Annotated in this window: 20 protein-coding genes; 12 read left to right on the plus strand and 8 right to left on the minus strand. The window is 71.7% G+C overall.

Going from position 1 to position 25831, the window contains the following annotated elements; all coding sequences use genetic code 11:
* Positions 1–33 precede the first annotated feature (33 nt).
* Positions 34–3186 (plus strand): AAA family ATPase, encoded by a 3153-nt coding sequence (locus OG782_RS26645; RefSeq protein ID WP_406455084.1) that lies wholly within the window; start codon positions 34–36, stop codon positions 3184–3186.
* 39 nt (positions 3187–3225) lie between these two features.
* Here the strand turns inward: OG782_RS26645 and OG782_RS26650 are convergent, their stop codons facing one another.
* From OG782_RS26650 to OG782_RS26660, 3 genes are all read right to left on the minus strand, one after another.
* Positions 3226–3435: a DUF6191 domain-containing protein gene (locus OG782_RS26650; protein ID WP_406455086.1), complete on the minus strand. Its 210-nt coding sequence runs from the start codon at positions 3433–3435 to the stop codon at positions 3226–3228.
* 31 nt (positions 3436–3466) lie between these two features.
* Positions 3467–4663 (minus strand): PQQ-dependent sugar dehydrogenase, encoded by a 1197-nt coding sequence (locus OG782_RS26655; RefSeq protein ID WP_406455088.1) that lies wholly within the window; start codon positions 4661–4663, stop codon positions 3467–3469.
* A 215-nt stretch (positions 4664–4878) separates the two neighbouring features.
* A complete protein-coding gene (locus OG782_RS26660; protein ID WP_406459296.1) occupies positions 4879–5835 on the minus strand; it encodes an aldo/keto reductase in 957 nt (318 codons plus the stop codon).
* A gap of 150 nt (positions 5836–5985) precedes the next feature.
* On the opposite strand from OG782_RS26660, the gene OG782_RS26665 reads away from it, so the two are divergent.
* From OG782_RS26665 to OG782_RS26700, 8 genes are all read left to right on the plus strand, one after another.
* Complete coding sequence (locus OG782_RS26665) at positions 5986–6948, plus strand: 2-hydroxyacid dehydrogenase (protein WP_406455090.1); 963 nt, start codon at positions 5986–5988, stop codon at positions 6946–6948.
* A gap of 186 nt (positions 6949–7134) precedes the next feature.
* Entirely contained in the window at positions 7135–10071 is a 2937-nt protein-coding gene (locus OG782_RS26670) for a putative bifunctional diguanylate cyclase/phosphodiesterase (protein WP_406455092.1), read from the plus strand.
* A gap of 217 nt (positions 10072–10288) precedes the next feature.
* Complete coding sequence (locus tag OG782_RS26675; protein ID WP_406455094.1) at positions 10289–12145, plus strand: acetolactate synthase large subunit; 1857 nt, start codon at positions 10289–10291, stop codon at positions 12143–12145.
* Positions 12146–12168: 23 nt separating this feature from the next.
* Positions 12169–12696, plus strand: coding sequence for an acetolactate synthase small subunit (gene ilvN / locus OG782_RS26680; RefSeq protein ID WP_104789338.1), 528 nt, complete (start codon positions 12169–12171; stop codon positions 12694–12696).
* A gap of 106 nt (positions 12697–12802) precedes the next feature.
* The gene (gene ilvC / locus OG782_RS26685) at positions 12803–13804 is read left to right on the plus strand and encodes a ketol-acid reductoisomerase (RefSeq protein ID WP_406455097.1); all 1002 of its coding nucleotides are present in this window, start codon (positions 12803–12805) and stop codon (positions 13802–13804) included.
* A gap of 276 nt (positions 13805–14080) precedes the next feature.
* Entirely contained in the window at positions 14081–15673 is a 1593-nt protein-coding gene (gene serA / locus OG782_RS26690) for a phosphoglycerate dehydrogenase (protein ID WP_406455099.1), read from the plus strand.
* Between the two features lie 110 nt (positions 15674–15783).
* The gene (locus OG782_RS26695; protein ID WP_406455101.1) at positions 15784–16398 is read left to right on the plus strand and encodes a TetR/AcrR family transcriptional regulator; all 615 of its coding nucleotides are present in this window, start codon (positions 15784–15786) and stop codon (positions 16396–16398) included.
* Positions 16399–16499: 101 nt separating this feature from the next.
* Complete coding sequence (locus OG782_RS26700) at positions 16500–17027, plus strand: hypothetical protein (RefSeq protein ID WP_406455103.1); 528 nt, start codon at positions 16500–16502, stop codon at positions 17025–17027.
* A 97-nt stretch (positions 17028–17124) separates the two neighbouring features.
* Here OG782_RS26700 and OG782_RS26705 read toward each other — a convergent pair whose 3' ends face one another.
* Positions 17125–18543 carry a PLP-dependent aminotransferase family protein gene (locus tag OG782_RS26705; protein ID WP_406455105.1) on the minus strand — a complete coding sequence of 473 codons (1419 nt, stop codon included), beginning with the start codon at positions 18541–18543 and terminating at the stop codon, positions 17125–17127.
* A 47-nt stretch (positions 18544–18590) separates the two neighbouring features.
* Between OG782_RS26705 and OG782_RS26710 the strand changes: the two genes are divergently transcribed.
* Complete coding sequence (locus tag OG782_RS26710; protein ID WP_406455107.1) at positions 18591–19079, plus strand: carboxymuconolactone decarboxylase family protein; 489 nt, start codon at positions 18591–18593, stop codon at positions 19077–19079.
* Positions 19080–19089: 10 nt separating this feature from the next.
* Here OG782_RS26710 and OG782_RS26715 read toward each other — a convergent pair whose 3' ends face one another.
* Positions 19090–20232 (minus strand): PucR family transcriptional regulator, encoded by a 1143-nt coding sequence (locus OG782_RS26715; protein WP_406455109.1) that lies wholly within the window; start codon positions 20230–20232, stop codon positions 19090–19092.
* Positions 20233–20421: 189 nt separating this feature from the next.
* Between OG782_RS26715 and OG782_RS26720 the strand changes: the two genes are divergently transcribed.
* Both OG782_RS26720 and pruA read left to right on the plus strand, forming a co-directional pair.
* Positions 20422–21348, plus strand: a complete 927-nt coding sequence (locus OG782_RS26720; protein ID WP_406455111.1) for a proline dehydrogenase family protein — start codon at positions 20422–20424, stop codon at positions 21346–21348.
* A gap of 59 nt (positions 21349–21407) precedes the next feature.
* Positions 21408–23039, plus strand: a complete 1632-nt coding sequence (gene pruA, locus OG782_RS26725; RefSeq protein WP_406455113.1) for an L-glutamate gamma-semialdehyde dehydrogenase — start codon at positions 21408–21410, stop codon at positions 23037–23039.
* Positions 23040–23143: 104 nt separating this feature from the next.
* On the opposite strand, the gene OG782_RS26730 is transcribed toward pruA, so the two are convergent.
* From OG782_RS26730 to OG782_RS26740, 3 genes are read right to left on the minus strand one after another with little or no spacing between them, the layout of a single operon-like run.
* The gene (locus tag OG782_RS26730) at positions 23144–24349 is read right to left on the minus strand and encodes a lysophospholipid acyltransferase family protein (protein ID WP_406455115.1); all 1206 of its coding nucleotides are present in this window, start codon (positions 24347–24349) and stop codon (positions 23144–23146) included.
* Complete coding sequence (locus tag OG782_RS26735; protein WP_406455116.1) at positions 24349–25209, minus strand: phosphatidate cytidylyltransferase; 861 nt, start codon at positions 25207–25209, stop codon at positions 24349–24351. The genes OG782_RS26730 and OG782_RS26735 overlap by 1 nt, the downstream gene beginning before the upstream one ends.
* Positions 25206–25778, minus strand: a complete 573-nt coding sequence (locus OG782_RS26740; RefSeq protein ID WP_406455118.1) for a CDP-alcohol phosphatidyltransferase family protein — start codon at positions 25776–25778, stop codon at positions 25206–25208. The genes OG782_RS26735 and OG782_RS26740 overlap by 4 nt, the downstream gene beginning before the upstream one ends.
* Positions 25779–25831 lie beyond the last annotated feature (53 nt).

Raw genomic sequence — 25831 nt, forward strand, 5'->3', positions numbered from 1 at the left:
CTTCCCGGGTCCGCTCTGTCGGACCCGTGTGCGATGCTCGGCGACGTGGAGACCAGGTCAGTCAGTCCCGTGTTCGTCGGCCGCGCAGGTGAACTCGCCGCGCTCACCGATGCGCTCGCCCGCACCACCGCCGAAACCGCCGGCCCGTCCGGCGGTTTCGCCGGGGAGCCGCAGGCGCTGCTCATCGGTGGCGAGGCGGGCGTCGGCAAGACCCGCCTCGTCGAGGAGTTCCTCGCGGTGGCGGTCCGCCGCGAGGCCGTCGTCGCCGTCGGCGGCTGCGTCGAGATCGGCGCCGACGGCCTGCCCTACGCACCCTTCTCCACCGCCCTGCGCGCCCTGCGCGGCATCCTGCCCGACGAGATGGCCGCGGCCTGCGCGGGCCAGGAGGGCGAACTGGCCCGGCTGCTGCCCGAACTCGGCGCGACGGGCCGGGACGCGGCCGACGAGCACGGCACCGCCCGGCTCTTCGAGCTCACCGCGAGGCTGCTGGAGCGGATCTCCGCCGACCGCACGGTCGTACTCGTCCTGGAGGACCTGCACTGGGCCGACTCCTCGACCCGGCACCTGCTCGCCTACCTGTTCCGTACGCTGCGCAGCGGCCGGCTCGTCGTGATCGGCACCTACCGGGCCGACGACATCCACCGCCGCCACCCGCTGCGCCCCCTCCTCGCCGAACTGGACCGGGTCCGCACCGTCCGCCGTATCGAGCTCGCCCGCTTCAACCGGGCCGAGGTCCGCCGCCAGCTCGTCGGCATCCTCGCGGACACCCCCGAACCCGCCCTGGTGGACGAGATATTCGAGCGCTCCGACGGCAACGCCTTCTTCGTCGAGGAGCTCGCCTGCAGCCTGGAGTGCGGCGACGGGACCGGACTCCCCGGCTCCCTGCGCGATCTCCTCCTCGTCCGCGTCGAGGCGCTCTCCGACGACGCCCAGCGAGTCGCCCGCATCATCGCCGAAGGCGGCTCCGCCGTGGAGTACGAACTCCTCGCCGCCGTCGCGGGCCTCGGCGAGGACGATCTCATCGAAGCCCTGCGGGGAGCCGTCGGCGCCAATCTCCTGCTCACCACCCCGGAGGGCAACGGCTACCGCTTCCGGCACTCCCTGGTCCGGGAAGCGGTCAGCGACGACCTGCTGCCCGGCGAACGCTCCCGGCTCAACCGCCGCTACGCCCAGGCCCTGGAGGCCGACCCCACCCTCGTCCGGGACGGGGAACGCGCCACGCGCCTGGCCAGCTACTGGTACGGAGCACATGATCCGGCCAAGGCCCTGCCCGCCGTACTGAAAGCATCGGTGGAGGCCCGCCACCGCAACGCCTACGCCGAACAACTGCGGTTGCTGGAAAGGGCGATGGAGCTGTGGGACGACGCCCCCGAGGCGATACGTGCCACGCTGCGCCCCATCGACTACGCGGAGGTCTATCCGGCCTGCGGGCGCGACGGATCCGCCCCGCTGAGCTACCTCGACCTGATGGCCGAAGCCACCGTCGCCGCCCGCTTCGGCGGTGAACGCGAACGGGCCTTCGCCATCTGCAAGAAGGCCCTGCGCATCCTTCAAGACGTGGACGACGCCCTGCGCGCCGCCTGGTTCTGGGTCCAGCGCTCCCGGCTGACCCAGGACCTCACCCGGGGCGACGGCTGGGAGGAACTGGCCACGGCCGAGGAGCTGGTGCGCGGCCTGCCCCCGTCGGCCGTGCACGCGGACGTGCTGATGAGCGTGGCCGGCTGGGGCGCCCTGCACCGCCCCGGTGCCGACACCCTGGCCGCCGCCGACCGGGCCGTGGAGTACGCCCGGCTGGTCGGCGACGAGTACATCGAGCTGCACGCACGGCTCACCCGGGGCTGGCTGAACGCCGACGCCGGAGCCGTCGACGAGGGCATCGCCGAGATGTACGCCGTCCGGGACCGCGCCGATGAACTGGGCCTCGTCGGCATCATGGGCCGCGCCGGCATCAACCTCCCCTCCACCCTCGAAGCCATGGGCCGTTCGCTGGAGGCCGTGGCCGCCGCCGACCACGGCATCGACGTCTGCCACAACCACGGTGTCGCGGACATGGAGGCCTGGGTCCGTACCAACCAGGCGATGTCGCTGTTCTCCCTGGGGCACTGGGACGAGTCCCTGGCCACCACCGAGGCCGCCGCCCGCAAGGCGCTGTCCCGCAAGTCCCAGGGGCTGGTCGCCGCACGCCGCACCGAAGTCGCCCTGGCACGCGGTGACCTCGCCGAGGCCGAACAGCAACTGGCCCTGACCAGGCGGAGCTTCGGATCCAGTGACCCGCAGCCGCAGCATTCGATCAACCCACTCCGCCACGCCATCATCATCGCCGTGCAGCAGGGGAACCTCACCGAGGCCCGTGCGGCGTTCGAGCTCCAGGCCGGGCTGGGCTTCCCGACCGGCACCCAGCGGTACGCCTTCCCGATGCTGCACGTCGTCGCGGCGGCCGAGGCCGATGCCCGGGGACTGCCCGCCGCCGAACCGGGCCGGCCGGCCATCCTCGAGCTCGTCCGGAGCCACCTCAAGCGGCTGCCGACGCTCGTCCCCGTATGGGCTGCCTACAGTCTGCTGATAGACGCCGAACTGGCCAGGGCCGAAGGGCTCGACACCCCCGAGCACTGGTCGCGCGCCGCCGGAGCGTTCACCCCGCTGCACCGCCCGTACGAACTGGCCCAGATCCACCACCGCTGGGCGGAGGCCCTCCTCGTCACCGCCGGTGACCGCGCGGCGGCCACCCCGCTGCTGCGCGACGCACATGGCGCCGCCCTGCGTCTGGGGGCGCGTCCCCTGACCGAGACCATCGAGCTGCTGGCCGGCCGCGCCCGCATCACCCTCACCGGGCGCGAGGCCTCCCAGGGCTCCGCCCCGGGTCCGGGTGACGCGATCTTGACGGCCGTCGTGGTCGCGGACACCGGCCATGAACCGGCGGGCCCGGACCACTCCGGGGAACAGCTCCGGGCCGCGGCTGCCGCCGCCGTGGAATCGTTCGGGCTGACCCGGCGCGAACAGGACGTGCACCGGCTCGTCGCCGCCGGTTTCACCAACCGGAGGATCGCCGAGGAGCTCTACATCTCACCCAAGACCGCGAGCGTGCACGTCTCCAACATCCTCGCCAAACTCGGCGTCACCGGCCGGGGCGAGGCGGCCGCACTCGCCCACAGGCTGCGCCTCTACCGCATGCCGAAGAGCTCCTGACCCGCTACCCGGGGCAGCGCGGCCAGGCGGCCCCGGGCGTCACACGGGCGCGTCCTCGTCCCCGGAGGCGTCCGGGTCCCCGTCCCCGGCGTCCGGGCGGCGGACCACGACCTTGCCCGAGGTGAGGTCGATCGGGCCGCGGGCGGGGTCGCCGACGCCCAGGTCCACCCGGGTCAGCTCCAGCCGCTTCTGTTCCTCGGCCGTGTGCTTGCGGCCGGGTGCGAAGAGTTCCTCGAAGAAATTGAACACGGGCCGCGCACCCTTCCGCCTGCTGTAGCCGCTACCGCACCTCGACGACCAGGATCCTGTCGTCCCCCGGCTTCGGGGTGCCTCGCGAATCCGTCTCGCTCGTCACGAGCCAGAGCTTGTTGCCGCCCGCCGCGAGTACGGTGCGCAGACGGCCGTACTTCCCTTCCAGGAACGCCTGGGGGGCCGCCAGAGGTTCCTTGTCCGGCGTACCGGACAGCGGAATCCGCCAGAGCCGCTCACCGCGCAGACCGGCCATCCAGATCGAACCCTTGACGAAGGCGATGCCGCTCGGCGACGCCTCGGACGTCTTCCACTGTGCCACGGGATCGATGAAACCGGTCTCGCCCGCCTTGCCCTCGGCCTCCGGCCAGCCGTAGTTCCCGCCCGGCACGATCCGGTTCAGCTCGTCCCAGGTGTCCTGGCCGAATTCGGACGCCCACAGTTGCTTGTCCCCGTCCCAGGCGAGCCCCTCGACATTGCGGTGACCGTAGGAGTACACGACGGAGTCGGCCTGCGGATTGCCGTGCAGCGGCTCACCGTCCGGAGTCATCCGCAGGATCTTGCCCGCGAGCGACTTCTTGTCCTGAGCCAGGCCGCCGTCGCCCGTCTCGCCCGTGCCCGCGTACAGCATGCGGTCCGGGCCGAAGGCGATCCGCCCGCCGTTGTGGATGGAACCCTTGGGGATGCCCCGCAGAATCGTGTCCGGAGCGCCGAGCAGCTGGCCGGGGGTCTGCCCGTCCTCGTCGTAGATCATGCGGGCGATGCGGTTGTCCGACGCGGTGGTGAAGTACGCGTAGACCAGGTGGTCCGTGGCGAAATCGGGGGAGAGGGCGATGCCGAGCAGCCCGCCCTCGCCGTCCGGCGCCACTCCGGGCACGGTGCCCAGCAGTTTCTTCTTCCCGCTCTTCGCGTCGATCCGGGTGATCGTGCCCTTGTCGCGCGAGCTCACCAGCAGGTCGCCGTCCGGCAGCTCCGCGAGGCCCCACGGCGAGTTCAGGCCCTCCGTGAGCGTCGACACGACCTTCGCCGAGCCCTTCGCGGGCGGCAGACCGGCCGCGGGACGCGAGGCCGACGGCGAAGCGGACGCGGACGGCGAGGCGGTCTGCCCCGACGGGGCCGTGGGCGAACCGGCCGGCGATCTCGCCCCCTGGCCCGCGGAGCTCTCCGCACCCTCCTGGGAGGAGCACCCCGCGGTGAGCATCAGGGCGCCGGCCGCCAGTACGGCCACCGCACCCCGCCGCGCACCCCGACGACCCCGGGAAGGCGTCGCGCGACGCCCCACCGGGTCCTGCTCAGATCCGAACACCGCACCGCGCACAGCACCGATCCCTTCGACGGCCGTCTGACTACTGTTCTTACACCGCAGCCCCGCTCAGGGTTCCCGATGTCCGCAGCTTTGTCGCGCGGCGGCCGGTGCCGGGCCGCCGACGGACGGCCCGGTGGTCAGTCCCAGGACTCCCGTGCCGCCGGCAGCCGGTCGATCTCCGCCAGGTCCTGCGCCGTCAGCACCAGCCCGGCAGCACCCGCGTTCTCGACCGCCCAGCGCTCCTGCTTGGTCCCCGGCACCGGAACGACCTGCGGCCCCTGCTCCAGCACCCAGGCCAGCGCCACCTGGGCGGGCGTCGCCCCATGCCGCTCCGCGATCCGCCGCAGCCCCACCACCACCGGCTGGTTCGCCGCCATCATCTCGGCGGTGAACCGCGGATGCCTGGCCCGCAGATCCTCCGGCTCGAACCCCTGCCCCGGCGTCAGCGTCCCCGTCAGATAGCCGTTGCCCAGAGGCATGGCCGCAATGACCCCCACACCCCGCGCCGCACACCACGGAAGCAGCGATTCCAGTGCCTGCGGTGACCACACCGAGAGCTCCGCCTGCACCGCGCTCACCGGAAAGACCTGCTGCACCCGCTCCAGCTGCCGGATCGTTCCGTCATGCATGCGGGCACCCGGCCGGCGTGCGGCCCGGGCCCCGACCGCGCAGAGTCCCAGCGCCCGCACCTTCCCCGCGGTCACCAGCTCCGCCATCGCGCCCCACGTCTCCTCGACGGGTATCTCGGGATCGGCCCGGTGCAGCTGGTAGAGGTCGATCACATCGGTCTGCAGCCGCCGCAGCGAAGCGTCGCAGGCCCTTCGCACATAGCCCGGCCTGCCGTTGGCCACGATGTGCTGATCGCCCACCAGCAGCCCGCACTTGGTGGAGAGGAAGGCGTCCGCACGGCGCCCCTTCAGGGCCCGTCCCACCAGCAGCTCATTGGTGAACGGGCCGTACATGTCGGCGGTGTCGAGCAGTTCGACGCCCGCGTCGAGCGCGGCGTGCACCGCACGCAGCGCACGGTCACCACGCTGCTGCGAGGCGCTGTACGCCCAGCTCATCGGCATGCAGCCGAGACCGACCGCCCCCACGGCGAGCGCCGCCGCACCGAGACTCCTGCGCTCCAACTCCCCGAACCCTCCCTCGGTCCCGCCGGCGGGACCGGTTTCGCCGGCACGGACCGCACCGCACACCCAAAGCTAACCTCTGCGCCCCGGCCGCCTTCGCATAGCCTCCTGGCCATGACTTCCTCCACGACGCCCACCACGCCCCCCGACGCCTGGCTGCCGATCCCGGCCGACGAGATCGAAGGACTCCCCGAGGGTCTCAACTACCGTTTCTGGGACGGGACGCAGGACTACCCCGCCGACCCCGCGGACTGCGCCTTCTACGTCGTTCCCTACATGAAGGGAGTGGAGATCGCGATCCGCCCGCTCGGCGCGATGAGCGCGGTACGGGTCGTGCAGACGCTCTCGGCCGGCATCGACCACGTCGAGCCGGGGCTCGGCAGGCTGCCCGCGGGCGTGCGGCTGTGCAACGCCAAGGGCGTTCACGAGGCGTCCACCGCCGAGCTCACCCTCGCGCTGATCCTGGCCTCCCTGCGCGGGTTCCCCGGGTTCGTGCGCGGCCAGGACAAGGAGGAGTGGCGTTCCGGCTTCTACCCTGCTCTCGCCGACAAGTCCGTGCTGATCGTGGGGTACGGATCGATCGGCTCCGCCATCGAGGACCGGCTCGCACCGTTCGAGTGCGCGCGGGTGGCGCGCGTCGCGCGCTCCGCCCGGACAACCGCACGCGGTCCCGTGCACACACTCGACGACCTGCCGGCCCTGCTGCCCGAGGCCGACGTCGTCATTCTGTCCACCCCGCTGAACGCCTCCACGCAGGGGCTGGTCGGCGCGGACTTCCTCGCGGCGATGCCCGACGGCGCCCTGCTGGTTAACGTCGCACGGGGCGGAGTCGTCGACACCAAGGCCCTGTTGTCCGAGCTCGAGTCCGGCCGGCTGCGTGCCGCCCTCGATGTCACCGACCCGGAACCGCTCCCTTCCGGCCATTCCCTCTGGCATGCTCCGAACGTCCTGATCACTCCGCATGTCGGCGGCAGCACCTCGGCGTTCCTGCCTCGCGCCAAGCGTCTGCTCGCCGGACAGCTCAGCCGCTTCGCCGCGGGCGAGCCGGTACGGAACGTCGTACGCACCACCGGCTGATCACGCTGCGGGCACACTCCGTTCCACTCCGTGCCGACAACTGGGCAGATCGTCACGGAGAGTAGAGGAACTATGTCCCTGTGTGACGAGTCTGGTGTATCGTCCCGAAAGGGGGGCTGCGCCGTGGAAGGGACGGCGCCGGGGAAGAAGCCACACGCGAGGGGGGCGATGGGCGATGTACGGCCGATGGGCGAACGATCCGACACGGCGGGGCGGCCGGCGGCCGGCGGCGCGGCGGGCGCTCCGGCCGAGCGGCCGTCCGGCGACCTCGGGGGCACCCCGGTGAGCGCCCCGGCGAGCACCCGCGGAGCGGTCCTGAGCCGGCAGCCGGCGGTGGGCCGGACGCCCGCGCTGGTGCCGCAGCTCCTCCTCGGCATCGTCTGCGCCGGATACGCGGTGGGCGCGGCCGCGGGCTGGGGATCGCGGCAGGCGGCGCTGTTCATGGGGGATTTCGGCCTCAGCGCCGCCGCCCTGGTCGCCGCCGTCTCCTGCTTCCTGTTCGCACGCTCCGCGGACAACAGATACCGGCCGGCCTGGCTGCTGTTCTCGCTCTCCTCGCTGATGGCCGCGGGGGGCAACGGGGTATGGGGCTGGTACGAGTTCGTCCGCGGGATCCCGGTGCCCAGCCCCTCCCTCGCCGACCTGTTCTACCTCTGCTTCGCGCCGCCCGCCATCGTCGGGCTGCTCGTCCTCGCCAAGCGCCCCGTCACCCGGGCCGGGTGGGTCTGTCTGGTCCTCGACTCCTGGCTGATCGGCGGATCGCTCCTCACCCTCTCCTGGAGCCTCGCCCTCGCCCACACCGCGCACATGGCGGACGTCGAGGGGGTCAGCGTGGCCCGTGCCGCGCTCTCGCTGGCCTATCCGCTGCTCGACATCGTGCTGGTCTCCATGGTGCTCGCGCTGCACTTCCGGCGGGCCAGCGTCAACCGCGCCGCGGTGAACACCGCCATCGCCGCGCTGGCGCTCACCGTCCTGTGCGACGCCCTGTTCACCTCGCCGCTGCTGCGACAGACCTACCACTCCGGCCAGTTGCTCGACGCCGGCTGGTTCGCCGGATCGCTGCTCCTGGCGTACGCGCCCTGGGGCGCCGGCCGGGACGAGGGCAACGCTGTCCAGCAGCGGGCCGCCGAGCCACGCACCACCAGCCGGCCCATCGCCGGTTCGCTGGCCGCGCTGACGCCCTATCTCGCCGCCGCCGTCTGCACCCTGGGCATCCTGTACAACGTCATCGAGGGCCGCCGGGTCGACCGCGTCGTGGTCTTCACCGGGTGCGCCGTGGTGCTCGCGCTGGTCGTCCGCCAGGGCATCATGCTCGTCGACAACATCGCCCTCACCCAGGAACTGGCCCAGAAGGAGAACCACTTCCGCTCGCTGGTCCAGGGCTCCAGCGACGTCATCATGATCGCCGCCCCGACCGGCATACTGCGCTACGTCAGCCCCGCAGCCGCCGGTGTCTACGGACGCGAGGCGGACGACCTGATCGGCGCCGAGCTCGCCTCGATCATCCATCCCGAGGACCTGGGCCGGGTGGTCCACGAAGTGCGGCGGTTCCTCGCCGCCCCGCCCGGCGAGGAACCCACCACCCGCATCGAATGCCGCTTCCGGTCCGGCACCGGCGACTGGCTGAACGTCGAGTCCACCGTCAACCGCCACCAGGGCGGCCTGATCCTCAACAGCCGCGACGTGACCGAACGGGTCCGGCTACAGGCCCAGTTGCAGCACAACGCGGAGCACGACCCGCTCACCGACCTGCCCAACCGGGCGCTCTTCACCGGCCGGGTCCGCCAGGCCCTCGGCGGCCGCCGCGCGGGCGACGCGGGCACCGCCGTGCTCTTCATCGACCTCGACGGATTCAAGGCCGCCAACGACCGGCTGGGCCACCAGGCGGGCGACGAGCTGCTGATCCAGGCCGCCCGCCGCCTCCAGGACTCCGTACGGGCAGGGGACACCGCCGCCCGCCTCGGGGGCGACGAGTTCGCGGCCCTCATCGTCGGAGACGGCAGCCGCGACCAGAACGCCCGCGAGTACCAGGTCCACGAGATCGCCGACCGGCTGCGCCTGACCCTCTCCGAGCCCTACGGCATCGGGGCCGGCGAGGTCCGGGTCACCGCGTCCATCGGTGTCGCCTTCGCCGAGCCGGGCATCACGCCCAACGACCTCATGCGCAACGCCGACCTCGCCATGTACCGCGCCAAGGCCGGCGGCAAGGACCGCGTCGAGCTGTACGCCCCGCAGATGCAGGCCGAGGTGGTCCGCCGCTCCGAGCTGGCGGCCCGGCTGCGCACCGCCCTGCGCGACGGCGAGTTCGCACTGCTCCACCAGCCCGTGGTCCACCTGGCCAGCGGTACGGTCGCGGCCGTCGCCGCACAGGCCCGCTGGCGCTCCGCCCAGGGCATCCTCTTCACCCCCGCCGAATTCCTCCGCATCGCCGAGGACAGCGACCGCACCGCCGAGCTGGGCCGCTGGCTCCTCGAGGAGGCCGTCGAGCAGGCCGCCGACCGGGCCAGGGCCGGGCACCAGGTCTCCGTCGCCGTCCGGCTCTCCGCCCGCAGGCTGCTCGACAAGGGGGTGCCGTTCGGTTCCGTGGAGGCGCTGCTCACCCGGTACGGCCTGCCGTCCGGCGCCCTGATGATCGAGGTCTCCGACAGCGACCCGAGGGTCTCCTTCGACGAACTCGAACAGCGCCTGGTCGCGCTGCGCCGCCTGGGTGTGCGGATCGCGCTCGACGGCTTCGGCAGCGGGTACGCCGCGATCAACGCCCTGCGCCGGCTCCCCATCGACGTACTGAAACTGGACCGCGGCCTGGTCGAGGGCGTCGTCGAGTCCGCCCGGCTGCACAAGATCACCAGCGGGCTGCTGCGGATCGCCTGCGACCTCGGCATGCAGTCCGTGGCCGACGGCGTCGACGTACCGGAACAGGTCCTCGCCCTGCGCGCCATGGGCTGTACGCACGGCCAGGGAATGGCCTTCTCCGGGCCGCTGGACGAGTACCGGCTGCGCCGCGCCCTCACCCGCGGCGAGTTCCCGGTACCCGGCAGTCCGGCCGCTCAGCCGGTCCTGGCGGGCGGCTCGATCCCCCTCCTGACCGGATCACATGGTGAGACGCCTGTCCCACCCACTTGACACGTCGAGTGCCCCGGAGAGAGGGTCAATGCCATGCGCACCCGAATTCTCGTACTTGGAAAGCGCGTCGGCTGAAGCAGAGTTCCTCGATGACACTCTGCAGACCGCACCGGCGCGCTCCCCTCGCTTGCCTCACGGCACGAGGGGTTTTTTGTTGCACCGGCACCACGCAAACCGTCGTAAAACACTCGCAAAAACCCTCAGCTTCGAGAAGAGAATGCCGATGACCGAGCAGGCCACCGGGGCCCACCATCCCCAGCCGCGGGCCCGTAACGGCGGATCGTCCTCCGCCTCCGTTGAGCACCTCACGGGCGCGCAGTCGCTCATCCGCTCTCTCGAGGAAGTCGGGGCCGACACCGTATTCGGACTCCCCGGCGGCTGCATCCTGCCGGCGTACGACCCGCTGATGGACTCCACCCGGGTCCGCCACATCCTGGTCCGCCACGAGCAGGGCGCGGGTCACGCGGCCACCGGTTATGCGCAGGCCACCGGCAAGGTCGGGGTCTGCATGGTCACCTCCGGGCCGGGCGCCACCAACCTGGTCACCCCGATCGCCGACGCGGCCATGGACTCCGTGCCCATGGTCGCGATCACCGGCCAGGTGGCCTCCGGCGCCATCGGTACGGACGCCTTCCAGGAAGCCGACATCTGCGGCATCACGATGCCGATCACCAAGCACAACTTCCTGGTCACCCGCGCCGAGGACATCGCGCACACGATCGCGGAGGCCTTCCACATCGCCTCCACCGGCCGTCCGGGCCCGGTCCTCGTCGACATCGCCAAGGACGCCCTCCAGTCGAAGACCACCTTCAGCTGGCCGCCGTCCATGGACCTGCCCGGCTACCGCCCGGTCACCAAGCCGCACGCCAAGCAGATCCGTGAGGCCGCCAAGCTCATCACCCAGGCCAAGCGCCCGGTGCTGTATGTGGGCGGCGGCGTCATGAAGGCCGGGGCCACCGCCGAACTGAAGGTGCTGGCCGAGCTCACCGGAGCGCCCGTCACCACCACGCTGATGGCGCTCGGCTCCTTCCCCGACAGCCACCCGCTGCACGTGGGAATGCCCGGTATGCATGGATCGGTCACCGCCGTCACCGCGCTGCAGAAGGCCGACCTGATCGTCGCCCTCGGCGCCCGCTTCGACGACCGGGTCACCGGCAAGCTGGACAGCTTCGCCCCGTACGCCAAGATCGTCCACGCCGACATCGACCCGGCGGAGATCGGCAAGAACCGCGCGGCCGACGTGCCGATCGTCGGGGACGCCCGCGAGGTCATCGCCGACCTCGTCCAGGCGGTCCAGGCCGAGCACACCGAGGGCCACACCGGCGACTACGCCGCCTGGTGGAAGGACCTCAACCGGTGGCGCGAGACCTACCCGGTCGGCTACGACCTGCCGGAGGACGGCAGCCTCTCGCCGCAGCAGGTCATCCAGCGCATCGGTGAACTGGCCCCGCCGGACACGATCTTCGCGGCGGGTGTCGGCCAGCACCAGATGTGGGCCTCGCACTTCATCCAGTACGAGCAGCCCGCCACGTGGCTGAACTCCGGCGGCGCGGGCACCATGGGCTACGCGGTCCCGGCCGCGATGGGCGCCAAGGCCGGCATGCCGGACCGCACGGTCTGGGCGATCGACGGTGACGGCTGCTTCCAGATGACCAATCAGGAGCTCACCACCTGCGCGCTGAACAACATCCCGGTCAAGGTCGCGATCATCAACAACGGCGCCCTCGGGATGGTCCGCCAGTGGCAGACCCTGTTCTACAACCAGCGGTACTCCAACACCGTGCTGCACACCGGTGCCGACACCGACGGCGTCCCGGCCAAGGGCACCCGGGTGCCGGACTTCGTCAAGCTGTCCGAGGCCATGGGCTGTTACGCGATCCGCTGCGAGGACCCGGCCGACCTGGACAAGGTCATCGCCGAGGCCAACGCGATCAACGACCGGCCGGTCGTCATCGACTTCATCGTCCACGAGGACGCCATGGTGTGGCCGATGGTCGCCGCCGGCACGTCCAACGACGAGGTCATGGCAGCCCGCGGTGTCCGCCCCGACTTCGGCGACAACGAAGACGACTGAGAGACAGAGAGAGACCGACTCACATGTCCACCAAGCACACGCTCTCCGTCCTGGTCGAGAACAAGCCCGGTGTCCTCGCCCGGATCACCGCTCTGTTCTCCCGCCGCGGCTTCAACATCGACTCGCTCGCGGTCGGTACCACCGAACACCCCGACATCTCCCGCATCACCATCGTCGTGAATGTCGAGGGCCTGCCCCTGGAGCAGGTGACCAAGCAGCTCAACAAGCTGGTCAACGTCCTGAAGATCGTCGAACTCGAGCCGTCCGCTGCGATCCAGCGTGAGCTCGTCCTGGTGAAGGTCCGCGCCGACAACGAGACCCGCTCCCAGATCGTCGAGATCGTCCAGCTGTTCCGCGCCAAGACCGTGGACGTCTCCCCGGAGGCCGTCACGATCGAGGCCACCGGAGGCGCCGACAAGCTGGAGGCGATGCTCAAGATGCTGGAGCAGTTCGGCATCAAGGAGCTCGTCCAGTCCGGCACCATCGCCATAGGACGTGGCGCGCGCTCGATCACCGACCGGTCGCTGCGCGCCCTCGACCGCACGGCGTAATCATTCCGGGTCCGCCGCGCCGCTCGTATGGCGAGACCCGAAAACGTAACTGACGCACCCCGCCGTACGGTGGGACGCAACACCTGCACACCAAGGAGAAGACCCAGTGGCCGAGCTGTTCTACGACGACGATGCCGACCTGTCCATCATCCAGGGCCGCAAGGTCGCGGTCCTCGGCTACGGCAGCCAGGGCCACGCCCACGCGCTGTCGCTGCGCGACTCGGGTGTCGACGTCCGTGTCGGTCTGCACGAGGGCTCCAAGTCCAAGGCCAAGGCCGAGGAGCAGGGCCTGCGCGTGGTGACCCCGTCCGAGGCCGCCGCCGAGGCCGACGTCATCATGATCCTGGTGCCGGACCCGATCCAGGCCCAGGTCTACGAGGAGTCCGTCAAGGACAACCTCAAGGACGGCGACGCGCTGTTCTTCGGCCACGGCCTGAACATCCGCTTCGGCTTCATCAAGCCGCCGGCCGGCGTCGACGTCTGCATGGTCGCCCCGAAGGGCCCGGGTCACCTGGTCCGCCGCCAGTACGAGGAGGGCCGCGGCGTTCCGTGCATCGTGGCCGTCGAGCAGGACGCCACGGGCAAGGGCCTGGAGCTCGCCCTCTCGTACGCCAAGGGCATCGGCGGCACCCGCGCCGGCGTCATCAAGACGACCTTCACCGAGGAGACCGAGACCGACCTCTTCGGCGAGCAGGCCGTCCTCTGCGGTGGCACCGCCGCCCTGGTCAAGGCCGGTTTCGAGACCCTGACCGAGGCCGGCTACCAGCCGGAGATCGCGTACTTCGAGTGCCTCCACGAGCTGAAGCTCATCGTGGACCTCATGTACGAGGGCGGCCTGGAGAAGATGCGCTGGTCCATCTCGGAGACCGCCGAGTGGGGCGACTACGTCACCGGCCCGCGGATCATCACGGACGCCACCAAGGCCGAGATGAAGAAGGTCCTCACCGAGATCCAGGACGGCACCTTCGCCAACGCCTGGATGGCCGAGTACCACAACGGTCTGCCCAAGTACAACGAGTACAAGAAGGCCGACAGCGACCACCTGCTGGAGACCACCGGCCGTGAGCTGCGCAAGCTCATGAGCTGGGTCAACGACGAGGACGCGTAACACCGATGCCCGAAGGGGCGGGTCCCCGGACCCGCCCCTTCGGGCATCCGCCCTGCTTCACCGCTGGAAGAGGCGGCGTCGTACGTGTGTACAAGTCGTCCAGCCTCATGTGGGTGATCCTTCCAACGGGGCGCAATATGCGTCCTCGCGCATGACTACACTTCTCCACACATACACGCGTCAGGCCCACAGTGTCGTGCGTCTTCCACGCGGCAAGCCCCTCCACCGCCTGCGGCCGTCGGGACGGCCGTCCGCACTGGATCTGTGAGGACTCACGTGAGCTCGAAACCTGTCGTACTCATCGCTGAAGAGCTGTCGCCCGCAACGGTGGACGCCCTGGGCCCGGACTTCGAGATCCGGCACTGCAACGGCGCGGACCGCGCCGAACTCCTCCCCGCGATCGCCGATGTCGACGCCATCCTGGTGCGCTCCGCCACCAAGGTCGACGCCGAGGCCATCGCCGCCGCGAAGAAGCTGCGCGTGGTCGCCCGCGCGGGCGTCGGTCTGGACAACGTCGATGTCTCCTCGGCCACCAAGGCCGGCGTGATGGTCGTGAACGCACCGACCTCCAACATCGTCACCGCCGCCGAGCTGGCCTGCGGTCTGCTCGTCGCCACCGCGCGCAACATCCCCCAGGCCAACACCGCCCTCAAGAACGGCGAGTGGAAGCGCTCCAAGTACACCGGCGTCGAGCTGAGCGAGAAGACCCTCGGTGTCGTCGGACTCGGCCGCATCGGCGTCCTGGTCGCCCAGCGCATGTCGGCCTTCGGCATGAAGATCGTCGCGTACGACCCCTACGTCCAGCCCGCGCGGGCCGCGCAGATGGGTGTCAAGCTCCTCTCGCTGGACGAGCTCCTCGAGGTCTCCGACTTCATCACCGTGCACCTCCCCAAGACCCCGGAGACGCTCGGCCTGATCGGCGACGAGGCGCTGCACAAGGTGAAGCCCTCGGTGCGCATCGTCAACGCCGCACGCGGTGGCATCGTCGACGAGGAGGCGCTCGCCTCCGCCCTCAAGGAGGGCCGCGTCGCCGGCGCCGGTCTCGACGTGTACACCAAGGAGCCCTGCACGGACTCCCCGCTGTTCCAGTTCGACCAGGTCGTCTGCACCCCGCACCTCGGCGCCTCCACGGACGAGGCCCAGGAGAAGGCGGGCATCGCGGTCGCCAAGTCCGTCCGCCTCGCCCTCGCCGGTGAGCTCGTGCCGGACGCGGTCAACGTCCAGGGCGGTGTCATCGCCGAGGACGTCCGTCCCGGACTGCCGCTCGCCGAGAAGCTCGGCCGGATCTTCACCGCGCTCGCGGGCGAGGTCGCGGCCCGCCTCGACGTCGAGGTGTACGGCGAGATCACCCAGCACGACGTGAAGGTGCTCGAACTCTCCGCGCTCAAGGGTGTCTTCGAGGACGTCGTCGACGAGACCGTGTCGTACGTGAACGCCCCGCTGTTCGCGCAGGAGCGCGGTGTCGAGGTCCGCCTCACCACCAGCTCCGAGTCGCCCGACCACCGCAACGTGGTCACCGTCCGCGGCACGCTCTCCAGCGGCGAGGAGGTCGCGGTCTCCGGCACGCTGGCCGGCCCCAAGCACCTTCAGAAGATCGTCGCGATCGGCGAGCACGATGTGGACCTGGCGCTCGCCGACCACATGGTCGTGCTGCGCTACGACGACCGCCCCGGCGTCGTCGGCGCGGTCGGCAAGATCCTCGGCGAGGCCGGGCTGAACATCGCGGGCATGCAGGTGTCCCGCGCCGCCGTGGGTGGCGAGGCGCTGGTCGTCCTCACCGTCGACGACGACGTCCCGGCGTCGGTGCTGGCCGAGATCTCCTCGGAGATCGGCGCGGCCTCGGCCCGCTCGGTGAACCTGACCGACTGAGGCCCCGTGGAGGGGGTCCGCACTGCTGGGATCCCCGCCCCTGCTCTGCCGTACCCGGTATGTAGACGTGCGTCTTACACAAACGTCCACATGCCGGGTACGCTGCTGTCATGGGACATCGTGAGGATCTGCTCGAGGGCGCCAAGCGCTGCCTGCTGGAGAAGGGGTACGCCCGGACCACGGCGCGCGACATCGTGGCGGCGTCGGGGACGAACCTCGCCTCCATCGGCTACCACTACGGCTCCAAGGAGGCCCTGCTCAACCTCGCCTTCCTCAAGGTGACGGAGGACTGGGGCGATGTGCTGACCAAGGAGGGCGACGAGGCGGCGGATGTCGCCGGCGACGTGCCCGCGGCGCCGCTCGACCAGTTCCGGGAGACCTGGGAGCGGGTGATCGGCAGCTACGAGCAGACCCGTGCCGTCTGGCAGCTCCAGATGGAGGTCATCTCCAGGATCGACTCCGACCCCGAGCTGAAGAAGGCCCTGGCGGGCCCCCAGCGCGAGGGCCGCAACGGGCTCGCCGAGAACATGCTGGGCATCGACTCCGAGACCGACCCCGAGCGGGCGCGGGTGGCCGGACTCTTCTGCCAGGCGCTGCTCGCGGGCGTCATGGTCCAGTGGCTGATGGACAGCGAATCGGCGCCCTCGGCACAGGATCTGACGGACGGGCTGAAGGCGGTACTGGAAGGGCGGATGCCTGCCGCCGAAACGGATGCGGCCCACTAACCTGGACCGTTGACGCACCCTCGGCAACGCCATGGGCGGAGGCAGGAGTTGGTACCGATGAGCAGGCGAGTCCAGGAGCCGCGCGGGAACGGCGGCCGGCGGTGAGCGCCCGGGCGGGGGAGACCTTCCGCGTCGCACGGGCCGTCGCCGACATCGAGGCGCTGCTGGCCGCGCCGCTGCCGGCCACCGGCCCGACGGCCGCCCAGGGGGACCCGGTCACCGGGGAGTGGACGGTGACCGAGGGCGAGGGCTTCCGGATCGTCCCGCTCTGGGAGGGGGACGCCCTCGACGGAGCGCACGGCACCGGGTGGGACGACGCGGACGAGGCGGCCGGGGCGCGGCTGGCCGCGCTCGTCGAGGAGTTGGAGGGCCGCTGGGGCGCCCACCACCAGGTGGCCGTCCATGCGGCCCTTCTGCTGAGGCAGGACGGAGCCGCCGTGCCGCCGCTCTTCGGGGCGCTGCTCGACGAGGACTGCTCGGGCGACCTGGCCGCATGGGGGCCGGTGTCCGCGCAGGGGCGCTGGGTCGGGGTGAGCGTCGGACACAGTGACTGGGACGCGCCCCTGGTCATGGCCGCCGTCGTCAGCGACCGGCCGATCCTCGCGCCGGAGCCGCCGTCCTGGCTGTAGGGCCGGGTCCTTGCGCCGGAGCCGCCGTCCTGGCTGTGGGGCCGGGCGCTCAGGCCGATGGCGGTGCCGGGTCCTCGCGCCGTGTAGTGCCGGGTGCTCAGGCCGGTGGCAGTGCCCGGCAGAGTGCCTCCAGCGCCGCGGTGAACGCGTGGTCCGCAGGGGCGGCGTAGCCCACGACCAGGCCGTCCGGGGCCGCCGTCGTCGCGGCCGGATGACGGAATTCGTCCAGCCCGTCCAGGGCGAGGCCCTGCCAGGCGGCGGCCTTGAGCGTGGACTGCTCGGTGCCGGGCGGCAGCCGCAGGACGGCGTGCAGACCGGCGGCGATGCCGGTGGGAGCGATGTGCGGGGCGCGTTCGGCGAGGGCCGCGACGAGCTGGTCACGGCGGTCCCGGTAGTGCCGGCGCATCCGGCGGACATGGCGGTCGTAGTGGCCCGAATCGATGAGCTCGGCGAGGGTCAGCTGATCCGGCACGCTCGCCCAGGCCTCGCGTTCACCCTTCGCGGCCAGTACCGGGTCGACGAGCCGTTCCGGCAGCACCATCCAGCCCAGGCGGACCGCCGGCGAGAGGCTCTTGCTGACCGATCCGGCATAGAGGACCCGGTCGGGGTCCAGCCCCTGCACGGCACCCACCGGCTCCCGGTCGTAGCGGAACTCGCCGTCGTAGTCGTCCTCCAGGACCAGCCCGCCACGGCCGCGGGCCCAGTCGACGACGGCCGAGCGGCGCTCCGGATGCAGCGGCCCGCCGGTGGGGAACTGATGGGCCGGGGTCAGCAGCACGCCCCGTACGCCGGACAGGCCGGCCAGTTCGCCGACGCGCGCGCCGTCCTCGTCGAGCGTCAGCGGGACCGTGCGCACCGACGCGGAGTCCAGGACCGACCGGTGGAAGCCGAGTCCGTACGACTCCACGGCCAGCGGACCGCGCAGGACGCCGCCCGCGAACAGCAGCCGCAGGGCATGCGCGAACCCCGAGCAGATCACGATCCGTTCGGCGGTGGTGCGGACGCCGCGCGAGCGCCCCAGGTAGTCCGCCAGGGCGCGCCGGAGCTCGATCCGGCCCTGCGGGTCGCCGGGCCCGAAGGCGTCGTTCGGCGCCGCGTTCAGGGCACGCCGGGCGGCGGCGAGCCAGGCGGTACGGGGAAAGGTGGCGGCGTCCGGCTTGCCCTGGCGCAGATCGTGCACGGGCCCGGCCGGACGGTGCGGCGCCTTCTTCGGGACACGGGCGGACGCCACCGGCGCGGCGCGCCGGGCGACCCGGGTCCCGGAGCCCTGGCGGGCGGTGAGCCAGCCCTCCGCGACCAGTTCGGCGTAGGCGTCGGCGACGGTGTTGCGGGCCAGTCCGAGGTCGGCGGCGAGCGAGCGGTAGGGCGGCAGCCGGGTACCGGGGGCCAGCCTCCCGTCCCGTACGGCGTCGCGCAGCGCACGGATGAGTACGGCCCGGCGGCTGCCCGGCCCGGCCAGGTCGAGGAGCAGATCACTGCCGATCAGCTCCGCGGAATTGACCCATGAATCCGACATGAAAGTGCACCCTACGCGAGGTCTTTCGGACTTCTAACGTAGTGGACATGACGAACCACGAGGCAGCAGCCGCAACCGCCCGCACCCCCCGGATCAACTTCGCCAAGGCCGCCCCGAAGGCGTTCAAGGCCCTCATCGGCTTCGACGCCGCCGCACGTCAGGGCCTGGACCCCGCACTGGTGGAGCTGGTGCAGATCCGCTCCTCGCAGCTCAACGGCTGCGCGTACTGCCTGCACATGCACACCACCGATGCCCGCAAGGCGGGGGAGAGCGAGGAGCGGCTGCACATGGTGGCTCTCTGGCGTGAGGCCGGGCACTTCTTCACCGCCGAGGAACAGGCCGCGCTGGCGCTCACCGAAGCCGTCACCCTGGTCTCCCACGGCGGGGTCCCCGACGATGTCTACGCCCGTGCGGCGGCCGTGTTCGACGAGACCCGGCTCGCCGGGCTGCTGGCGCTGATCTTCACCATCAACACCTGGAACCGCATCGCCCTGGCCACCGCGAAGGTGCCCGGCACGGACGAGCGGGCGGCCTGAGGGCTGTCCCTCAGAGCCGGGACGCCTTGAGCACCATGTGCAGCAGCAGCCGGTCCTCGCCGTCGTTCAGGTCGAGGCCGGTGAGCTGCTGGACCCGGGAGAGGCGGTAGTACAGCGTCTGGCGGTGGATGCCCAGCTCGGCGGCGGTCCGGGACGCCTGGCCGGCGCAGTCGAGGAACACCTCGGCGGTGCGGGCCAGATCCCGGTGCGCAGGGGTGAGCAGCGGGCGGACCGTGTGGTCGGGGAGCGTGCCGGGGGTGAGCCCGGTCAGCAGTCGGTACGGGCCGATGGCCGACCACTGGGCGACCGGGCCGAACCGGCTCTCCGCCGCCGCGGCCCGCGCCGCGGCCGATGCCTCGTGCCAGGCGTCGGCCAGCTCCGCCAGGCCGCGGCGCGGCACCCCGATCCCGGCCGTGGCGGCAGTCCCCGCCGTGGTGCGCAGCCGGCCGGCGGCGGCGAGCGCCGGGTCCAGGATGTCGTGCGACCGCAGCCGGATCAGCGCGGCCAGGGCCGGGGACCCCGCGCTGCCGGGGGAGGGCGCGGCGGCCAGGGCCGCGGCCGACGCCACCGTGCGCACCGACGGCAGCTCGTCCGGCCACGGCGTCACGCACACCACGGTGTGCAGCCCCTCCGCGTCCGGGCCGAGCGCCTCGCTGAACGCGGCCACCGCCATGTCGCGCTGCCAGCCGCGCCCCGCGGTGAGGACCGCGCCGAACTCCCGGGACAGGTCCGTGCCCGCCCGCGCCTCGTCGGAGAGCAGTGCGCCGATCCGGGCCGCCACGTCCATCGCCGCGTCGAGCTGCTCGTCGGTCGGGCCGGGGTCGGCGTCCAGCAGCCATACGTAACCGAGCACGACACCCCGATGGCGTACCGGAAGACAGATCCGGTCCCGGTAGACACCGGCCTCCGGGGCCGCCGGGATGCGGACGGGGCCGGTGGCGCGGGTGATGCCGAAGTTCTCGAACCAGGCGCGGACCGCCGGGGTCGAGCGGCGGGTCAGGATGGAACGGGTGCGGACCGGGTCCATCGCCGTGTCGTCGTCGCTGTCGTGCGCCCCGAAGGCGACCAGGCCGAAGTCCCGGTTCTCCAGCGTCGCGGGGACGCCGAGCAGCGCGGAGATCTCGTCGACCAGCTCCTGGTAATCGCCCTTCACCCGGTCATTCTCGCACCCCTTCAGACATATGTCTGAGATCCGGGGAACGGATGCGTGACAGCTGTCGATGGCACAGGATCGGAGGGATCCTTAGATTTCACGGTGGTTCTCCGTGCTGTACCGCTTATGTTCCCTATGGGATGTCAAGGGCGGTACGGCCTTCGTCCGTACTTTCCGTGGAGGTGCCCCGTGCTGGGTCCCGTGATTCTCGCCGCGTCACGCAGCGACAAGATGCGCCGTTTCATCTCGGCAGCCCCGGGCACCAAGCAGGTCGTCGACCGGTTCATCGCCGGTGAGACGGTCGAGCAGGTCGTCCCGATCATCGTGGACGCCGCCGACAAGGGCCTCGAGGTCACCCTCGACGTGGTCGGCGAGGACATCACCACTCCGGAGCAGGCCGCCGCCGCGCGCGACGCCTACCTGGAGCTCGTCAGCCGCCTCAAGGACCTCGGCCTGGGCACCAAGGCGGAGATGTCCGTCAAGCTCTCGATGTTCGGACAGTCCCTGGACGGCGGCCACGAGCTGGCCCTCGCCAACGTCCGCCCGGTCGTCGAGGCCGCCGCCGCGATCGGCACCACGGTCACCCTGGACGCCGAGGACCACACCACCCTCGACTCGATGTTCGCCATCCACGAGGAGCTGCGGAAGGACTACCCGCAGACCGGATGCGTCATCCAGGCCTACCTCTTCCGCACCGAGGACGACGCCCGCCGTCTCTCCGCCGCCGGCAGCCGCGTGCGCATCGTGAAGGGCGCCTACAAGGAGCCCGCCTCCGTCGCGTACCAGGACAAGGCCGAGATCGACAAGGCGTACGTCCGCATCCTGAAGACCCTGATGGAGGGCGAGGGCTACCCGATGATCGGGTCCCACGACCCGCGCCTGATCGCCATCGCCCAGGAACTGGGCCGCAAGGCCGGCCGCAAGCTCGACGAGTACGAGTTCCAGATGCTGTACGGCATCCGCAGCGACGAGCACATCCGGCTCGCGGCCGAGGGCCACCGCATGCGTGTCTACACCGCGTACGGCACCGACTGGTACGGCTACTTCATGCGCCGCCTCGCGGAGAAGCCGGCCAACCTGCTGTTCTTCGGCCGCTCCGTCCTCACCAAGGGCTGAGCCCCTCCACCCCTCTGCTTGAGCCCCTCCACCTCTCTACCAAAGGAGCTACGGAAACCATGGACGCTGTCACCCAGGTCCCCGCGCCGGTCAACGAGCCGGTCCACTCCTACGCCCCGGGCTCCCCGGAGCGCGCCCGCCTGGAGGCGAAGCTCAAGGAGCTCAGCCAGAACCCGATCGACCTGCCGATGACCATCGGCGGCGAGAAGCGGATGGGTGGCGGCGAGCGCTTCGACGTCGTCCAGCCCCACAACCACAAGGCTGTCATCGGTACGTTCGCCGGCGCCACCGAGCAGGACGCGCAGGACGCGATCGACGCCGCCCTCGCCGCCGCCCCGGCCTGGCGCGCGATGGCCTTCGACGACCGCGCCGCCATCATCCTGCGCGCCGCCGAGCTGCTCTCCGGCCCCTGGCGCGAGACGCTGGCCGCCTCCACGATGCTGGGCCAGGGCAAGACCGCCCAGCAGGCCGAGATCGACACCCCGTGCGAGCTCGTCGACTTCTGGCGCTTCAACGTGCACTACGCACGCCAGATCCTGGCCGAGCAGCCCCCGGCCAACTCCCCGGGCGTGTGGAACCGCATGGACCACCGCCCGCTCGAGGGCTTCGTCTACGCGATCACGCCGTTCAACTTCACGGCCATCGCGGGCAACCTGCCCACCGCCCCCGCCCTCATGGGCAACGTGGTGGTCTGGAAGCCGTCCCCCACGCAGACCCACTCCGCGGTGCTGCTGATGCAGCTCCTGGAGGAGGCCGGTCTGCCCAAGGGCGTCATCAACCTGGTGACCGGCGACGGCATCGCCGTCTCCGAGGTGGCCCTGAACCACCGCGACCTGGCCGGCATCCACTTCACCGGCTCGACCCCCACCTTCCAGCACCTGTGGAAGACGGTCGGCAACAACATCGCGAACTACCGCACCTACCCGCGCCTCGTCGGCGAGACCGGCGGCAAGGACTTCGTCGTCGCCCACCCCTCGGCCGACCACGCGATCCTGAAGACCGCGCTGACCCGCGGCTCCTTCGAGTTCCAGGGCCAGAAGTGCTCCGCGTCCTCGCGCGCCTACGTCCCGGCCTCGATCTGGAACTCCGGTTTCAAGGAGAAGTTCGCGGCGGAGGTCGACTCCATCACGATGGGCGACGTCACCGACCTGTCGCACTTCATGGGTGCCGTCATCGACGACCGCGCCTTCGCGAAGAACAAGGCCGCCATCGACCGCGCCGCGGCCGACCCGGCGTGCAAGATCATCGCCGGCGGCACGTACGACGACTCGGTGGGCTACTTCGTCCGCCCGACCGTCATCGAGTGCAGCGACCCCGAGAACGAGGTCTTCTCGACCGAGTACTTCGGCCCGATCCTCGCGATCCACGTCTACGAGGACGAGAACTTCGACGCGATGCTGGAGCAGATGGAGTCGGTCTCCGACTACGCCCTGACCGGTTCCGTCATCGCGAACGACCGCGCCGCGGCCGCGTACACGATGGAGAAGCTGCGCTACGCCGCGGGCAACTTCTACATCAACGACAAGTCGACCGGTGCCGTCGTCGGCCAGCAGCCCTTCGGCGGTGGCCGCGCCTCGGGTACGAACGACAAGGCGGGCGCCCCGCAGAACCTCCAGCGCTGGACCCTGACCCGGGCCATCAAGGAGACGCTGGTCCCGCCGACCGAGTACACCTACCCCCACCAGGGCTGACCGCCCTCCGGGGTGCCGCCCCTGCGGCACCCCGCCACGAACTCCGCCTCCCGACCGGTTCCCCTGCCGGCCGGGAGGCGGTTTCCATTTCCCCCGCTGCCGGTTCAGCCCCACCCGTGCACGATCAACGACAGCCCCGCCGCGAACCCGCCGCCCAGCAGCACCAGGTAGCGGCCGTACCGGCGGCGGTGGCGGCGCATCAGCAGGCCGAAGCCGGCGAAGGCGAGTCCGACCGTCAGGGTGCGTGAGCCCCGGGCCGCCGCCGACGCGGTGAGCCAGTCGGACGCCGGGACCCCTGCGCGGCCCGCCTCGGCGCCGTACACCTTGAACGGGATGCCGTTCCACGGCTGGTGGCGCACCGCGGACGCGCCCTCGACGGCCAGTTCGTGCCGGACCTCCGCGCGCATCCGGTCCGTTGTCAGGGGTGCGGGCGAGTGGACACCCGCCGAAGCCAGTTGGAGTGCCAGCAGGCCACCGGCCAGGCTGCCCGCGAGCGCGCCCAGGGACATCTTCAGGGCCGCGCGCGGCACCGCCACGCAGACGACGCCCAGCAGCAGCTCCGGCATCAACGGCCAGCTCAGCGCCTCCGCGAACGCCCAGCAGAAGGCCAGCGGCACGCCCCAGCGCGAGGTGACGACCGCCGCGACCCGCCGTCGCGCCGCGGAGTCCCTCAGCGGCTCGGCGACCGTACGCGCGTGCAGAGCCACCACCGCGTCGCGGGCTTCCTCGGGGGAGACGGCCGACGGCAGCGGCTCACCGATCGTCACCCGGACCAGCGACGAACGCAGCCGACCGTGCTTCGGCAGCAGCCGGTCCGTGCCCGCGATCCCCACCGGGACGACCGGCACCCCCGCCTCCTCGGCCAGGACCAGCGCGCCCCGGTGGAACGTGCCCAGCGAGCCGTCCTTCGCCCGGGTGCCCTCGGGGAACAGCACGACCGCCCGTCCCGCCCGCAGTTCGCCCGCCATCGTGAGCAGGTCCTCCATCCCGCCGCCGCCCCTGCGCACCGGGAAACCGGCCGCCAGCCTGCGGCAGATCCGGCGCCGCCACGGGGAGGCGAACCAGTAGTCGGCCGCCGCGCCGATCGCCGGGCTGTGCCGGGTGTCGAGCGCGGCCAGGAGCGCCGCGGTGTCCGCGTGCGAGGAGTGGTTGGCGACCACCACACAGCCGCCGCGCGGCAGCCGGCCGCGCCGCTCGATCCCGCCGGTGAGGCTGAGCGCGCCCCACCACAGTGCGCGCCGGAGCGCGGCGGCCACACGGGAGCGGCGCGGGAGGACGGCCCGGACCGGGGTGCTCAGGAACGTACTCATCACGTCATCACCATCGCCAGGAGAAGGGCCACCAGCAGGGAGTCGATCCGGTCGAGCAGGCCGCCGAAGCCGGGCAGCCAGCTGCCCGCGTCCTTGACGCCCGACTCGCGCTTGACCATGGACTCGATCAGGTCGCCGAGCACACAGCCGCCGATCACCGCCGCCCACAGGGGGAGGCTGAACTCGCCGAGCACGAGCAGGAGTACGGCCGTCGCGACGGCCGCGCCGAGCACGCCCGCCCAGGTCTTGTTGGGGGAGAGCGGCGACAGCGGCCGGGCGAGCGGGCCGCGCCGGCCCAGTGCCGTACCGCCGCACCACGCGCCCACATCGCCGAGCGCCACCGCCAGGCCGACCGCGACACCCACCTCGCCGAGCGTCACCAGGCCCGTCAGCGCGACGGGGATCCACAGCAGCCCGAAGGCGGTGCGGGCGCTCCGGGTGAAGCCGGTCCGGTCGTCGCCGGCCAGCACCGACGGCAGCGCGGCCGCGACCAGCAGCAGCGCCGCAGCCCGTACGTCCAGGAGGTGCGGTGCCAGCCAGGCCAGAGCGGGGAGGGCGAGCGCGGCCGCGACGAGCACCACGTGGTCACCGCGGCGCAGCCCCGCCATCCGGACGAACTCGCTCACCGCGATGACTCCGAGCCCCGCGGCCAGCGCGTACGTACCGCCGCCGCCCAGGAAGTACGCCCCCAGGAACACCGGCGCGACCAGCGCCCAGGTCCGCCACCGCCTGCGCAGTTCGGCCCGCATCCGCACCTTCGAGGGAAGGACCGCGACCGCGACCCCGCCCGCCCCCAGCACGCCCGCGACCAGCGGCACCGCCCGCGCGGCCGCCTCCTCGGCGATCAGCACGGCACTCATGCCAGTTCCTTCCACAGGCCGGCCAGCCGGAGCGCCGCGGTGAGCAGCGAACCGGCGGCGATCACGATCAGAACCGGTACGGCCCAGCCCATCGCCGCGGCGACCACGACCAGCAGACAGCGCTCGGTCTTGCCGACCGGACCGCCGTTGCGCCGGGGTGCGCCCGCCGCCGCCCCGGCCAGCGACACCCAGGACGGCAGCGTCGCCGCGAGCGCGGCGACCGCCACCAGCCACAGCGGGGCGAGAGCCAGGAACCCGGCCAGCACGACCAGGTCCGCGACCCGGTCACCGAGCTCGTTCAGTACCGCTCCGCGTCGGGTGGTCCGACCCGTGTCGCGGGCCAGCGCCCCGTCCAGGTTGGCGAAGGCGAGCCGGGCCGCGAGCAGCACGGCGACCGGCAGGGCGGCGGGGCCGGCGGGCAGCCAGGCCAGTGCGGCCGCGGCACCTGCCGCAGCGGCCACACCGGCCGCGGTGAGGGTGTCGGGCGACACCTCACGGCGGACCAGCGAGGCGCGGACACCGGAGAGCCGGTTCGCGTACCAGGGCTTGAGAGCGTAGAGGCCGTTCATGGGTGCAACTGTCGTGCGTCGCACGTTTCTTCGACACGGGCCGGGTACTCAAC

Origin of the sequence: Streptomyces sp. NBC_00876 (assembly GCF_045207435.1) — a bacterium.
GTDB lineage: Bacteria > Actinomycetota > Actinomycetes > Streptomycetales > Streptomycetaceae > Streptomyces.

What these genes read in the sequence shown, in the direction of transcription:
- OG782_RS26645 (WP_406455084.1), top strand. Translation starts at nt 34, where the DNA reads ATGCTCGGCGACGTGGAGACCAGGTCAGTCAGTCCCGTGTTCGTCGGC.
- OG782_RS26665 (WP_406455090.1), top strand. Translation starts at nt 5,986, where the DNA reads ATGACTTCCTCCACGACGCCCACCACGCCCCCCGACGCCTGGCTGCCG.
- OG782_RS26670 (WP_406455092.1), top strand. Translation starts at nt 7,135, where the DNA reads ATGGGCGAACGATCCGACACGGCGGGGCGGCCGGCGGCCGGCGGCGCG.
- OG782_RS26675 (WP_406455094.1), top strand. Translation starts at nt 10,289, where the DNA reads ATGCCGATGACCGAGCAGGCCACCGGGGCCCACCATCCCCAGCCGCGG.
- ilvN (WP_104789338.1), top strand. Translation starts at nt 12,169, where the DNA reads ATGTCCACCAAGCACACGCTCTCCGTCCTGGTCGAGAACAAGCCCGGT.
- OG782_RS26695 (WP_406455101.1), top strand. Translation starts at nt 15,784, where the DNA reads ATGGGACATCGTGAGGATCTGCTCGAGGGCGCCAAGCGCTGCCTGCTG.
- OG782_RS26705 (WP_406455105.1), bottom strand. Translation starts at nt 18,543, where the DNA reads ATGTCGGATTCATGGGTCAATTCCGCGGAGCTGATCGGCAGTGATCTG.
- OG782_RS26710 (WP_406455107.1), top strand. Translation starts at nt 18,591, where the DNA reads ATGACGAACCACGAGGCAGCAGCCGCAACCGCCCGCACCCCCCGGATC.
- pruA (WP_406455113.1), top strand. Translation starts at nt 21,408, where the DNA reads ATGGACGCTGTCACCCAGGTCCCCGCGCCGGTCAACGAGCCGGTCCAC.
- OG782_RS26730 (WP_406455115.1), bottom strand. Translation starts at nt 24,349, where the DNA reads ATGAGTACGTTCCTGAGCACCCCGGTCCGGGCCGTCCTCCCGCGCCGC.
- OG782_RS26735 (WP_406455116.1), bottom strand. Translation starts at nt 25,209, where the DNA reads ATGAGTGCCGTGCTGATCGCCGAGGAGGCGGCCGCGCGGGCGGTGCCG.
- OG782_RS26740 (WP_406455118.1), bottom strand. Translation starts at nt 25,778, where the DNA reads ATGAACGGCCTCTACGCTCTCAAGCCCTGGTACGCGAACCGGCTCTCC.